13 protein-coding genes, 1 tRNA gene and 1 pseudogene are annotated in these 13,095 nt (G+C 70.7%); 8 read left to right on the forward strand and 7 right to left on the reverse strand.

The features are described 5' to 3' along the window. Positions 1-152: 152 nt before the first annotated feature. Positions 153-956 (forward strand): YhjD/YihY/BrkB family envelope integrity protein, encoded by an 804-nt coding sequence (locus ABZ906_RS39915; protein WP_361200988.1) that lies wholly within the window; start codon positions 153-155, stop codon positions 954-956. Between the two features lie 307 nt (positions 957-1,263). Here ABZ906_RS39915 and ABZ906_RS39920 read toward each other — a convergent pair whose 3' ends face one another. Then, entirely contained in the window at positions 1,264-2,118 is an 855-nt protein-coding gene (locus ABZ906_RS39920) for a helix-turn-helix transcriptional regulator (RefSeq protein ID WP_361391199.1), read from the reverse strand. 15 nt (positions 2,119-2,133) lie between these two features. Beyond that, positions 2,134-2,886, reverse strand: a complete 753-nt coding sequence (locus ABZ906_RS39925) for a DUF6879 family protein (protein ID WP_361391488.1) — start codon at positions 2,884-2,886, stop codon at positions 2,134-2,136. A gap of 167 nt (positions 2,887-3,053) precedes the next feature. Here ABZ906_RS39925 and ABZ906_RS39930 point away from each other — a divergent pair, with 167 nt between their 5' ends. The 3 genes and pseudogenes from ABZ906_RS39930 to ABZ906_RS39940 form a co-directional block, all read left to right on the forward strand. Continuing rightward, entirely contained in the window at positions 3,054-3,350 is a 297-nt protein-coding gene (locus ABZ906_RS39930) for a hypothetical protein (protein WP_361391500.1), read from the forward strand. Further along, complete coding sequence (locus ABZ906_RS39935) at positions 3,347-3,580, forward strand: hypothetical protein (protein WP_361391202.1); 234 nt, start codon at positions 3,347-3,349, stop codon at positions 3,578-3,580. The genes ABZ906_RS39930 and ABZ906_RS39935 overlap by 4 nt, the downstream gene beginning before the upstream one ends. A gap of 313 nt (positions 3,581-3,893) precedes the next feature. Beyond that, positions 3,894-4,796: pseudogene (locus ABZ906_RS39940) on the forward strand (recombinase family protein); the annotation flags it as partial. A gap of 54 nt (positions 4,797-4,850) precedes the next feature. Here ABZ906_RS39940 and ABZ906_RS39945 read toward each other — a convergent pair. Next, a complete protein-coding gene (locus tag ABZ906_RS39945) occupies positions 4,851-5,471 on the reverse strand; it encodes a hypothetical protein (protein ID WP_361391205.1) in 621 nt (206 codons plus the stop codon). Positions 5,472-5,526: 55 nt separating this feature from the next. Further along, positions 5,527-5,611, reverse strand: a tRNA-Leu gene (locus tag ABZ906_RS39950). Positions 5,612-5,792: 181 nt separating this feature from the next. Here ABZ906_RS39950 and ABZ906_RS39955 point away from each other — a divergent pair. From ABZ906_RS39955 to ABZ906_RS39965, 3 genes are all read left to right on the forward strand, one after another. Beyond that, positions 5,793-7,145, forward strand: a complete 1,353-nt coding sequence (locus tag ABZ906_RS39955) for a M20/M25/M40 family metallo-hydrolase (protein ID WP_361200990.1) — start codon at positions 5,793-5,795, stop codon at positions 7,143-7,145. 141 nt (positions 7,146-7,286) lie between these two features. Then, positions 7,287-7,520, forward strand: coding sequence for a chaplin (locus ABZ906_RS39960; RefSeq protein WP_361200992.1), 234 nt, complete (start codon positions 7,287-7,289; stop codon positions 7,518-7,520). A gap of 140 nt (positions 7,521-7,660) precedes the next feature. Further along, positions 7,661-8,455, forward strand: coding sequence for a chaplin family protein (locus ABZ906_RS39965; protein ID WP_361200994.1), 795 nt, complete (start codon positions 7,661-7,663; stop codon positions 8,453-8,455). A gap of 98 nt (positions 8,456-8,553) precedes the next feature. On the opposite strand, the gene ABZ906_RS39970 is transcribed toward ABZ906_RS39965, so the two are convergent. Further along, positions 8,554-8,742, reverse strand: coding sequence for a DUF5703 family protein (locus ABZ906_RS39970; RefSeq protein ID WP_190082655.1), 189 nt, complete (start codon positions 8,740-8,742; stop codon positions 8,554-8,556). A gap of 47 nt (positions 8,743-8,789) precedes the next feature. Here ABZ906_RS39970 and ABZ906_RS39975 point away from each other — a divergent pair, with 47 nt between their 5' ends. Beyond that, positions 8,790-9,602: a hypothetical protein gene (locus ABZ906_RS39975; RefSeq protein ID WP_361200996.1), complete on the forward strand. Its 813-nt coding sequence runs from the start codon at positions 8,790-8,792 to the stop codon at positions 9,600-9,602. A gap of 105 nt (positions 9,603-9,707) precedes the next feature. On the opposite strand, the gene ABZ906_RS39980 is transcribed toward ABZ906_RS39975, so the two are convergent. Further along, a complete protein-coding gene (locus ABZ906_RS39980) occupies positions 9,708-11,951 on the reverse strand; it encodes a helix-hairpin-helix domain-containing protein (RefSeq protein ID WP_361391208.1) in 2,244 nt (747 codons plus the stop codon). Then, entirely contained in the window at positions 11,948-12,928 is a 981-nt protein-coding gene (locus ABZ906_RS39985) for an aldo/keto reductase (protein WP_361201000.1), read from the reverse strand. The genes ABZ906_RS39980 and ABZ906_RS39985 overlap by 4 nt, the downstream gene beginning before the upstream one ends. Between the last annotated feature and the right edge of the window lie 167 nt (positions 12,929-13,095).

Below are 13,095 nucleotides of genomic sequence, written 5' to 3' on the forward strand. Positions count from 1 at the left end.
ATCTACGCTGTGATAGAGATCATTCCGCTTCTCAACAGTGTTCTGTGGCACGGGGGTTGCGCTATCGGGAAGTGGACGCTCCGCATCCGAGGGGTGCCCGTTCGGCGGTAAGCCGGACTGCCTCCGCGTCGATTGCGGGTAGGCGATCCGACATGCCCCAAGGACCCGGTACGCCGCACTCGGTCGTGAGTCTCGCCTGGAGCCGCGGCCGCGAGATGGAACTGATGCACCGCGCCATGGGCTTCGCCGCGCTCAGCTTCCTCACGCTCGTGCCCCTCCTCGTGGTCGTCGCCGCGGCCGACCTCGCGAGGGGAGAGGGCTTCGCCCGCTGGCTGGTGCAGGGGCTCGGCGTCTCCGAGGTTCCCGAGGAGGAGATCGAGCGACTCTTCGGGGAGCCGGGCCAGGCCTTGCGGCAGACGACGGCACTGGGCCTGGCCGCGCTCGCCGCGTTCGGAGTGACCTTCGGCTCCGCCGTGCAGACCGGCTACGAACGCGTGTGGGACCTGCCCGCGGCACGCTGGCACACGATGTGGCGGCACGTGGTCTGGCTGGCGGCCCTCGTCTTCTTCCTGCTGCTCTTCGTCACCGCGCCCTCACCGGAGGAGTCATCGGCCGCGGAGACCGCCCTGGTCACCACCGGCGACACCATCGGCGTCTTCCTCTTCTTCTGGTGGTCGCAACGCTGGCTCCTCTGCGGCCGCCTCCGCTGGCGGGCCCTGGCCCCCGGGGCCGCGGCGACCGCCCTGGGCATGCTCGGCCTGCGGGTCTTCTCCCAGTACGTCTTCTCGCCGCTGATCGCGTCGAACGCGGTGACGTACGGCCCGTTCGGCACCGTACTGATCCTGCAGTCCTGGCTGGTGGGCGTGGGCTTCGTCGTCTACGGCGGCGCACTGGTGGGCCGCCTGGCCCACGAACAACGGCTACGACGCAGACTCCCGGACCCCGAAACCAAGTGACGCCCAAAGCAAAACGCCGGCCGGGATCACTCCCGACCGGCGCTTCGCCGATCAATCTCTGGTGTCCGAGGAGGGTCTGTCCCAGTACGCCAGTGCGCTGACCAGGCATTCTCGGTTCCCAATTGGGTGACCGATCCTATTTCCGTTCTTCCTGCCGTTCCGCATACCCGCTAGAGCGGTACCCCCTGCGCGGGGTCTTGTCGCTGGCGGGAGCGAGGTGGCCCCTTCCTGCGGTTCCTGCAACTCGTACACACGTAGATGTATGTACGAAGTCCCACTGCCCGGCGGGGACGATCCGGGGGCCTCGCTAGCCACGCGAACTGAGCGTGCTCCGTGCGGCGTTGATGATGCTGTGTGCGTCGGCGCCGTACGCCGCGGACTCGCGCAGCGTCTTCCAGATCTTCGTGTACAGGGCGATGTTGCTGGCGTCGTCCAGCCAGAGCTCTGCGTGCCAGTCCTCCGTCATGACGAGGCGGTCGTCCAGGATCCAGAAGCCGTTGGCCGGGACGATCTTGACCGGGGCGGTGAACGGCACGATGCCGAGTTCGCAGGTGTCCATGCCGATGATCCCGGCCAGCCGGTCGAGCTGCGAGGCCAGGACGGAGGGCGGGCAGATCAGGGAGCGCAGGGCTGCTTCCCAGATGAGGACGTGGAAGCGGTGCCCCGCCCGGAACAGCCATTCCTGCCGCTGGGCCCGGGCGCGGACGGCCTCTTCGATGTCGCGAGGGGAGTCGTGCAGGGTCGCGTAGCGGGCGAAGACGTGTCGGGCGTAGTCCGCGTTCTGGATCATGCCGGGGACGACGGACTCTTCCCAGGCGTGGATGATGGTGGTGCGGTCGATCTCCGCGTTGCAGCGTTCCTGGACGGGGCGGTGTCCGCTGCTCAGCTGCCGTCGCCATGAGCGGATCTGGGTCTCGAATCCGGCGAGGCGGGCGGCGAGTTCGTCGAAGGCGTCCGGTTGGCCGATGGCCGCCGTCCATGCCCGCAGATCTTCGCGCGATGCGGTCTGCTTGCCGCCCTCCAGCTTGTAGATCTTGGAGTGCGGCCAGCCGAGCAGGCCGGCGAGTTGGGGACCGGTGAGTTTGCCTCCCGGGCGCATGAGGCGGAGTTCCCGCAGCCGTGCTCCGAGCGATTCACGCGCCTGCTGGTAGTCGGTGCTCACCGGTCGCCTGTGCTGTTACTCGGTCGCGGACAGCTGGGCCGCGAAGGACTCGTACGGAGTTGCGTGGTGCACGGCTGCGTCACGTGCCATGCAGTACCGCACCACCTCGGCGGGCTGTGTGGTGACTTCGATGCCGGTCAGTTCGTCGCTGTCGTCGAAGCGCAGGACCGTGACGAGGCGCGAATCGAAGATCCAGAAGTCCTCTTCGAGCAGGTCGATCCGTTGAGCTTCGGCGCGCCACAGGCAGCCGACGTCTTCGCCCGAAGCCGCGTTGCATGCGGCATAGCCGAGCAGGAAGCGCTGGCCTTCGGTGGGCGGGTCGTCGACGACACGGACCCGTCCCACGCGCTTGCCCGCGTCGGTCTGGCGACGGATGTTCTGGTTCCACTGACTGTCGAGGTCGCAGGTCGCCCGGCCGGTCCTGAGGAACGTCTCGAAGTCGGGGTCTTTGCGGTCCGAGGCGTAACCGCGACGGGTCTCCAGGTGCCATGCCGTGTGTTCGAACGTCTCGAAGAGTCGGCTGAAGTCATCCGGGCTGATCAGCTCGGGCACGCAGTCCATCTCCTTCGGAGCCCAGTGGACGAGCAGTTGGCGTGGCACGACCACGGCGACGTCCTGCGCGCCGAAGTGTTTCAGCTGCGTCAGGTCGGCGGAGTCGGTGAGTGGCCTGCCCTGAATGATGATCTCGCGAGTGTCCAGATCTTCGTGCAGGGCCGGGCATTGTCCGTTCTTGCTGTCGGTGCCGGTGAAGCGTAGTCGCCTCATGATCATGTCCTTCCAGGGACGTTGATCAATCCAGAATGGCTGCGGTGCAGGCCCTCCACCACAGCGTCTCGCCGCCTCTCCGAGAACACCAGAGAACATCTGGGCGGAGCGCGAGAACATCCGAGAACATTCGCTACACCCGCGAACACCCTGTCTCTAGCGTCCCGTTCATGGCTACTACGCATGAGCCCCCTGAACTCGACCCGCACACGGCGGACGAGGAGCGGCGGCCAGGGGTGGTGGGTGACGTGTCCTCGCATCCAGTCGGCACTTTGGTAGTCGACACCGACAGGCGCAGGATCGGCCGCGTGATGGGCCATGAGGGCCCTTATGTTCAGCTGCGTCCCCCGGGCGGCGGTCGCGAGTGGGATGCCAGGCCCGGGAGCGTGCGGCCTGCGGACGCGGACGACCGCCTGCGCGCCAGCATCTTCGAGGTGCGGCTGAAGCCGCGAGGACCCGAAGCATGAGCGCGGACGACACGACACCAGGGCTGCCGGATCCGGCCGCGCTGAGCGGCCTTCAGCTCACCGAGCAGGCCTGCGCCCTGTGCGGCAAACGCCTGTTCCGGGACCGCTTCCTCGGTACGGTGACGTACATCGAGCGCGACCGGCCGGTTACGGCACAGCTGTGGGCCTGCGCCCCTGACTGCGGCGCCCGCGACGGTGCCACCGCGCCGAGGACCCCAACTCGTACCTAAAGGTCTGCTAACGCTGTCGAAAATCCGTCCGAAATCCGGCCTCTTCCAGTGTGGCCCTCCGAAGCCGAGCAACACCCCGCGAGCGCTGTCGGCCACACGGCTTGCGGGGCCGGAGGCTTGCCGTGGACCGGGCGCAGGACGATCCTCGAACCATCCAGCAGCAACTACCCGCCGGACGCACGACCGTGACGGTGATCGTGCCCGGGGAGCCGCCGCAGCTCACCTCGCCAGCGGCCGCAGCGTTATGGCGGTTGATCCGCAACGTTCAGTACGCCGCACTCCCTGAGCGCAAGGATGACAGGAGGGCGCCCTGATGCCCCGCTTCGCCTTCTACGGCCGGGTCTCCACCGAGGACCAGCAGGACCCTGCCGCCTCCCGGACCTGGCAGCTGGCCCGCGCAACGGCGCTCACCGCCGCGCACGGGCCGGTGGTGGCCGAGTACTTCGACATCGGCCAGTCCCGCGCGATCCCCTGGAAACGCCGTCCTCGCGCCGCCGCCTTGCTGGCCGCTCTCGCCGCTCCGGACCGGGTCTTCGACGCGGTGGTCATCGGGGAGCCGCAGCGTGCCTTCTACGGCACCCAGTACGGCCTGACCTTCCCCCTCCTCGTCCACTACGGTGTGCAGCTGTGGGTGCCCGAGGTAGGCGGTCCCATCGATCCCGAATCCGAGGCGCACGACCTGGTGATGTCGGTGTTCGGCGGCATGAGCAAGGCCGAACGCAGCCGCATCAAGATCCGGGTCCGCACCGCCATGGCCGCCCAGGCCCGGCTGGAGGGCCGCTACCTGGGCGGACGCCCGCCCTACGGCTACCGGCTGGCCGACGCGGGCCCCCACCCCCACCCGGCCAAGGCCGCTCAGGGCATCCGCGCCCACCGCCTGGCGGTCGACCCGGCCACCGCCCCTGTCGTGCAGCGGATCTTCACCGACTACCTGGCCGGGTACGGGATCTTCGCGCTCGCCCAGCGCCTGACCGCCGACGACATCCCCTGCCCCTCGGCGGCCGACCCGGCCCGCAATCCGCACCGCTGCGCCACCGCCTGGTCCAAGAGCGCGGTCCGGGCCATCCTCACCAACCCCCGCTACACCGGCCACCAGGTCTGGAACCGCCAGCACAAACAAGAGACGCTGATCGACGTAGACGACGTCGGCCTGGGTCATCAGACCGCCCTGCGGTGGAACCCCAAGGACCAGTGGATCTACTCCGAACGCCCCGCCCACCCCGCGCTGGTCAGCCGCGAGCTCTTCGACGCCGTCCAGGACCGCCTGGCCTCACGCGGCCCGGCATCCACCGGCCGCGAAGTCCGCACCCGCCACCCCTACGCCCTCAAGGGACGCATCTTCCACGCCCAGTGCGAGCGGCGCATGCAGGGCAACTGGACCCACGGCCAGGCCCACTACCGCTGCCGCTTCCCCGCCGAGTACGCCCTCGCCAACTGCCTGGACCACCCGTTGAACGTCCACCTGCGCGAGGATGCCGTCCTGCCGCCCCTCGACAGCTGGCTCGCCCGGGCCTTCGACCCCCAGCACCTGGCCGCCTCGCTGGACGTGCTGGCGCAGACCCAGCCCGCGACCGACCCGCACACCGAGGCGGCACGCCGCGAGATCGCCGCCTGCGACCGCAAGCTCGCCCAGCACCGTGCCGCGCTGGAAGCCGGAGCCGATCCCACCCTGATCGCGAGCTGGACCCGCGACGTCCAGAACCGGCACATGGCGGCCCGGGCCCGTCTCGATCGGCCCAGCACGGCATCGAGGCCGCAGCGGCTGAGCCGCGAAGAGATCAAGAACTTGGTCGACGCACTCGGCGGCCTGCTCGCCGTCCTGGAAAAGGCCGACCCGGCCGACAAGGCCGAGGTCTACCGCCAGCTCGGGCTGCGCCTGACCTACGACCACACAACGCAAACGGTGCTGGCCGAGAGTCGGCCAGCACCGGTTGGTGTACTGATTGTGTCCGAGGGGGGACTTGAACCCCCACGCCCGATAAAGGGCACTAGCACCTCAAGCTAGCGCGTCTGCCATTCCGCCACCCGGACCGGTGGTCTGTCGCGGTTTCCCGCGGCGACGTGGAAAACCATAGCAAACATTCGGGGGCCTTCGTTCACACAGGTCAGGTGCGTGAACGGGGTATGTCGGCGGGTGCCCGGCCTTGGGTGTCGGGGGGTGGGCGCGGGAGGATGAAGGGGACCACCAGCAGCGATAGCGGGAGGAACCATCGTGAGCGAGTCGAGCAGGGCCGACAGGGCGGGCGAGGCGGACCGGTCGCGGCCCGTCACCGGTGAGGACGAGGTCGTCGACCTCTGCCGCGACCTGATCCGCATCGACACCAGCAACTACGGCGATCACTCCGGCCCGGGAGAGCGCAAGGCCGCCGAGTACGTCGCGGAGAAGCTCGCCGAGGTGGGGCTCGAACCGCAGATCTTCGAATCGCACCCCGGCCGGGCCTCCACGGTCGCCCGCATCGAGGGCGAGGACCGCTCCCGGCCCGCGCTGCTCATCCACGGCCACACCGACGTCGTACCGGCCAACGCCCAGGACTGGACGCACCACCCCTTCTCCGGGGAGATCGCGGACGGCTGTGTGTGGGGCCGCGGCGCCGTCGACATGAAGGACATGGACGCGATGACCCTCGCGGTCGTGCGCGAGCGCATGCGCACCGGGCGCAAGCCCCCGCGCGACATCGTGCTGTCCTTCATGGCCGACGAGGAGGCCGGTGGTACGTACGGCGCGCGCTACCTCGTGGACAACCACCCCGAGCTCTTCGAGGGCGTCACGGAGGCCATCAGCGAGGTCGGCGGCTTCTCCTTCCAGGTGAACGAGGACCTGCGGCTCTACCTCATCGAGACGGCCCAGAAGGGCATGCACTGGATGAAGCTGACCGTGGACGGCACCGCGGGCCACGGATCGATGATCCACAAGGACAACGCCATCACCGAACTGTCCGAGGCCGTGGGCCGGTTGGGGCGGCACAAGTTCCCGGTGCGGGTGACCAAGACGCTGCGGCACTTCCTGGACGAGCTCGGCGACGCCCTCGGCACCGAGCTCGACCCCGAGAACATGGACGAGACGCTCGCCAAGCTCGGCGGCATCGCCAAGCTCATCGGCGCCTCGCTGCAGAACACCGCCAACCCGACCCAGCTGGGCGCCGGCTACAAGGTCAACGTCATTCCGGGGCAGGCGACCGCGCACGTCGACGGCCGCTTCCTGCCGGGGTACGAGCAGGAGTTCCTGGCCGACCTGGACCGGCTCCTCGGCCCGCACGTCAAGCGCACGGACGTGCACGCGGACAAGGCCCTGGAGACGTCCTTCGACGGCGCGCTCGTCGACGCCATGCAGACGGCGCTGCAGGCCGAGGACCCGATCGCCAAGGCCGTGCCGTACATGCTCTCCGCGGGCACCGACGCCAAGTCCTTCGACGACCTCGGCATCCGCGGCTTCGGCTTCGCGCCGCTGAAGCTGCCGCCGGAGCTGGACTTCGCGGGCATGTTCCACGGCGTGGACGAGCGCGTGCCCGTGGACGGTCTCAAGTTCGGCGTGCGCGTGCTCGACCGGTTCATCGACGCATCCTGAATGAAACTCCAATAATCGTCAGCGCGTGCGTACTTGACTGAAAAGAGTGAAAGGGACCATAGGCTCGTAGCCCCATTAACTCCTCCTCGTTACAGGTGGTGCGGTCCGCGGCTGGGACCGCATTGCCAACAAGGAGGAATAATGATCAAGAAGATCGTCGCCGCTGTGGCTGCCACTGGTGGCCTCGTACTCGCGGGTGCGGGTATCGCTGCTGCCGACGCCGGTGCTCAGGGTGCCGCCGTGAACTCCCCCGGTGTGCTCTCGGGCAACGTCGTGCAGGCGCCGGTGCACGTGCCGGTGAACGTCTGCGGCAACACGGTCTCCGTGATCGGGCTGCTGAACCCCACCTTCGGCAACACCTGCGTCAACGCCTGACGTTGTCGTGCCTCACCCCATGAGGGTCTGAGTCTGTCGGTCCCGGAGTGCGTTCCATGCATTCCGGGGCCTTCCGGCATTCCGCGTACGTGTCCCAAGGCGCGTGCGCATTCGTGAAGGTCACAAGGCAGGGAAAACCTATGCGACAGGTCACTCGTAAGGGCCTGATCACGGTGGCGGCCGCTACGGGCGTGCTCGCCATCAGTGGTGGATACGCACAAGCGGACTCGGGCGCCGCCGGAAGTGCGTCGAATTCTCCGGGCGTACTGTCCGGCAATTCGGTCCAGCTCCCGGTGCACGTGCCGGTGAATGTCTGCGGCAACAGCGTCAACGTCGTCGGGGTGCTCAACCCCGCGGTGGGCAACAACTGCGCCAACACCTCCGACGACGGTGGCAGCGGCAGCGGTAGTGACGGTAGTAACAAGCCCTCGGGCGGTGGATCCTCCGCGCACGGCCACAGCAGTGACTCGCCCGGCGTCGGCTCGGGCAACGACGTCCAGCTGCCGGTCGACGTGCCGGTGAACGTCTGCGGCAACAGCGTCACCCTCGTCGGTCTCGGCAACGCGACCGCGGGCGACGACTGCGTCAATGACTCGGGTGAAGCACCGCCGCCCGGCAGTGAGAACCCGCCGACGAAGCCCGAGCAGCCGCCGGGCGGCCCGGAGCAGCCCGGACACCCCGAGAAGCCCGACCAGCCGGGGAAGCCCGGCACGCCGGGTGAGAAGCCCTCGGACGACCGGGCGATGCCGCCCGGATCGCCCGAGCAGCCGGGGTCGCCGAACCAGCCGGGTGCGCAGACCGTCGCGCAGCCGAAGGGCTCGGAGACGCTCGCTCACACGGGCAGCGACCTGCCGATGGGCGTCGTGCTGCCGGTGGGCGCGGGCATGCTGCTCGCGGGAACGGTGCTGTACCGCAGGACGCGGTCGGCCGCCTGATCAGGGCGTACACCGCCGCTTGATCCGGTATGCGTGACGGAGGGTGTCCCGACTGGTCGGGGCGCCCTCCGTTCCGCTGTGTCACTCGTTGTCCCATGTCACCAGGTGGCCCGCAGCTGGCGGATGATCCGCCGCTTCAGCCGCACCCTGCGACTGCCGTCCGCGTGCAGGCTCAGGCGGTCCAACTCCCAGTGTCCGTACTCCGCATGGTCCGTCAGCAGGCGCGTCGCTTCCTTGCGGGTGACCCCGCGCGGCACATACACGTCGACAAATTCGTATTCCGGCATCGCATCTATTGTGCAAGTACGGGCCCGCTACGGATAGCGTCTGCACTATGTCTGATGCTGCGCAGCCAACCGCTGCCGAGGTACGCGCCGCCGCCGAGGCGGTCAAGACCGCGCTCGACCGTCACCTTGCCGCGGTCGAACGCAGGTCGGGTGAGGACGACCCGGCCGTCTACGAGGCGTTCAACGAGCTGGCCGCGGCGGCCGAGGAGTACGACGAGCTCCTCTACGACCGCTACGACGAGGTCACCCCCTTCGAGATCCCCGGCTCCGACAGCGACGTGCTGCCGCCGTACCAGGGCCCGGAGGAGGCGAACGCGCTGAGCGTGCTGATCCGCAGGGACTATGCCGTGGCGGAGCCGCAGCGGCTCCTCGCGCAGGCCCAGCGGGTCGCGGACCTCGACGCGGACGCGGCGGGCGGCAGTCCGGCGGCCGAGGCGGCGGGCAGCAGCGTGCATGCCGCGCTCGGAGTCCTCTTCGGGGAGTTCGAACCGGACGAAATCGCCTCCCGGCACAAGGAGTTCGGTCTGGAGGAGGGCGACTCCACGCTCTGGGTCACCGCGGCGGACGAGCCCGCGGAGCCGGGGGAGTGGCTCGACGCCCCCTTCGACGCGGCGGACCCGCACCGGGTCGTGTGCCGCTTCGACGTCAGTGCCGTCTTCGACGACGAACAGGACGACGAAGACCGCGCCGATCGCGCCGACCGGGTGGGTGCCGACGGCCGTGTCCGCGTCGGCCCCGCTTCCGCGGCGGTCCTCGGGGAACTCGATGACGTCGACGATGCCGACGACATCGACGAGACCGACGAGGTGGACGTCGTCGACGTGGACGACGACAGGAGCCCTCTGGACGCGGATCGCTGATCCCTCGGGCGGCGGGCGCGGCCATCCCGGCCGTGCCCGCCGCCTCCGGGCGCCCGCTGAACGCGGCGGGCACCCGGAAGCGCGGGACGGTCCTGTCGGCCCGCGTCAGGCCGTGGTGGGGACCTGGGGGCGCAGGAGGGTCTGGAGGCGCGTCGTGCGGGCCTTCGGGGGGATCTCCGCCACCGCGCGCGGCAGCGCCTGCTCCGCGCCCTGGACCACCGAAAGGTGCCGCTCGCCGCGGCTGAACGCGGTGTAGACCCAGGGCCTGCTCAGGGCCGCGGTCGCGTCGCCCGGCAGCACCACGACCACCGCGGGCCAGCTCAGGCCCGCGGCCTGGTGGGCGGTGAGGGCCCAGGCGTGCCGCACCGTGTGCTCCACCTGCTCCTTCCGTACGACGACGGGGGCGCCGTCGCACTCCAGGTGCAGCCCCTCCGCGTCGGCCCGCAGGATCCGGCCCGGCGTCGTGCGCCCGGGTGCGGGGACGTGGACGACGCGGTCGCCGGGGTCGAAGCCGCCGAACCGGCCGGGGCCGGGGTTCAGCCGCTCCTTGAGCGCGGTGTTCAGGGCGCGTGTGCCCGCTGCGCCGGCGTGTCCGGGCGTGATGACCTGGGTGTCCTGCGGGGGCACTCCGATCGCGCGGGGCACCGAGTCCGCCACGAGCTGCACCGTGCGGTGGACCGCCTCGCCCGCGTCGCGCACGGGGACGATCACGACCTCCTTGCCCGGCGCCTCGACCTGGTTCAGCTCGCCGATGCCGATGCCCGAGACCAGTTCCCCGATGGGGCCGGGGTCGGGGACGCGCGAGACGACCTGCGGGCAGCAGCGCGCCGCGAGGAGGTCCGCGAAGACCCGTCCGGGGCCCGCCGACCACAGCAGCCCCGGATCGCCGCTCAGCACCAGTCGGGCGCCGTCCGGCAGGGACTCGACGAGCATCGCGGCGCTCTCCACGTCCAGCTGCGGCGCGTCCAGGACCACCAGGAGGTCGAGGGCGAGGGCTCCGTCCCTGTCGAGACCGGGGCCCTCGGCGCCGGAGAGCAGCCCCGCCACGGTCGCGGCGCCCGCCTCGTCGGAGCCGGTGAGCCGCGCGACGCGCTCGCGCCCCGCGGAGCTGTGCGTGGCCGCCCACACGCGCAGGCCGAGGCCCGCCGCGGCAGCCGCCAGCGCGGCGGGCTCGGCGCGTGCCGCGTCGCCGCCGGTGTGCAGGACGAGTCCGTGGCCGGCGACCGCGCGGATGAGCTCGGCGGTGGAGCCGGACGCCTCGCCCGCGGCGGACTCCCAGGCGTCGGCCTGCGGGCCGGAACCCTCTTCCTTGGACAGGGAGTTGATCACCCTGGCGAGGCCGTCGGCGAGGCTCTCCTCGGCCAGTGCGTACTGTTCGAGGCCGACCAGGACACGGACCGGCTGCTCGGCCTCCTCGCCCTCTTCGTCGCCCTCTTCCCGTACGGGTGCCGGGGCGCCCGGTGTCTCGACGGCGTCCTGGAAGACGAGGATGTCGCCCTCCGCGATGGCGCTCTGGACCGCCGCGTCCGGATCGGGCACGGCGCGCTGTCCGAGCGCCGCGGTGAGCGCCGCCGCGTCCAGGGCGGTGTGCCCCGCGACGGCGGCCTGTTCGAGGAGCCACGCGGTGATGGCGCGGCCCCTGCGCTCGTCGTCGGGCCCGCACTCCGCGCCGAGCAGTGCCCGCGCGAAGCCGTCGGCCTGTTCCGTGCGCACGCCGGTGACCCGCAGCAACTGCCAGGGGTCCTCCCGCAGCAGGGCGTCGGCGCCTTCGCCGAGCGCCGCCGCCGTCCGCTCGGCGAGGGCGGCGGGCGCCCCGCCTTCGGCGAGCACGGCACGGACCGCGGCCACGGCTTCGTCGCCGGGTCCGGAGGCTGCCGGGGTGACGGGCTGCGGACGCCGCACGGGCTCGGGCGCGGCCTTGCGCGGCGCGGGCCCGGGCTCGCTGAAAGCGCTGACGACCGGCTTCTCGCCGCTCTCCACCGCGCGCACGGCGGCAAGGAGGTCGGCTGCCGTGCCGCTGAGCTTGGCCCCGGCGTCCACCGGCCCCTGCTTGGCGGCCTTCCGCTCGGCGATCCGCTCCTGGAGCTCCCGCTGGGCGGCGATCTCGGCCTCGGTCTCCGAAAGCTCCTCGCTCGCGGCGGCTTCGCTTCCGGCGGCTTCGCTCGTGTCGCCTTCGCTCGCGGCGGCTTCGCTCGTGTCGCCCTCGCTTGCGGCGGCGGCTTCGGTTCCTTCCGCTCCTTCCGCGGCAGCGGTGTCCTCGGCCTCCGGCGCCCCCGCCCCGGTCTCCTGTGCGGCAGCGGCAGCGGCCTCCGCTTCCTGCGCGGCAGCGGTTTCCGGCTCCGTACTCACAGCGTGCTCCAGTCCTGATCGGGGTAGCGGTGCACGGGCGCCGACACATCGTCGAGCGCCTGGCAGATCTCGTCAGGAAGACTAAGGGTCTCCACTGACAATGCGGCCGTGAGCTGCTGCGCGTTGCGCGCGCCGACGATCGGCGCGGTCACTCCGGGGCGGTCGCGCACCCAGGCGAGGGCGACCTGGAGGGGCGTGGCCGCGAGGCCGTCCGCGGCGGTGGCGAGCGCGTCGACGATGCGGCTCGCGGCATCGTCGAGGTAGGGCGCGACGAACGGCGCCATGTGCTCGGAGCCGCCGCGCGAGTCGGCCGGGGTGGAGTGGCGGTACTTCCCGGTGAGCACGCCGCGTCCGAGCGGCGACGAGGGCAGCAGGCCCACGCCCAGGTCCATCGCCGCGGGCAGCAGCTCCCGCTCGACGCCGCGCTGCAGCAGGGAGTACTCCATCTGCGTGCTGGCCAGGCGGGTCCGCGCGCCCGGCGCCGCGAGCTGCCACGTCGCCGCCTTGGCGAGCTGCCAGCCGGAGAAGTTCGAGATGCCCGCATAGCGCGCCCGGCCGCTGCTGACGGCGATGTCCAGGGCCTGGAGCGTCTCGTCCAGGGGCGTGCAGTGATCGAAGGCGTGCAGCTGCCACAGGTCCACGTAATCCGTGCCGAGGCGGGCCAGGGACGCGTCGAGCGCGGAGAGGAGATGGCCCCGCGAGCCGTCGAAGCGGCGGTCGGGGTCGGGCACGCTGCCCGCCTTGGTCGCGATGACCAGGTCGCGGCGCGGCACGAGCCGTTCTATGAGACGGCCGAGCAGATACTCCGCCTCCCCGTCGCCGTACACATCGGCCGTGTCGACGAGGCTGCCACCGGCTTCCCAGAACACCTTCAGCAGATCGGCGGCGTCGCTCTCCTGGGTGTGCCCCCAGGTGAGGGTGCCGAGTCCGATCCGGGACACGCGAAGGCCGGTACGGCCGAGATGCCTCTGCTCCATGGGCGCTGAGATTACTGGCCGTGCTCCAGAGACGTGAGGGGCTGTGGACAAACCCGTGACTGTGGAGAACCCGGGAACCCCCGGGCCATCCGCACGCCCGCCGCTGACGGCGCGCGGAGCCACGCGCTACAGTCCCCGGCACAGGTACGTTACTGCTCAGTAAGGGG

The organism is Streptomyces sp. NPDC046925, from assembly GCF_040644915.1.
GTDB lineage: Bacteria > Actinomycetota > Actinomycetes > Streptomycetales > Streptomycetaceae > Streptomyces.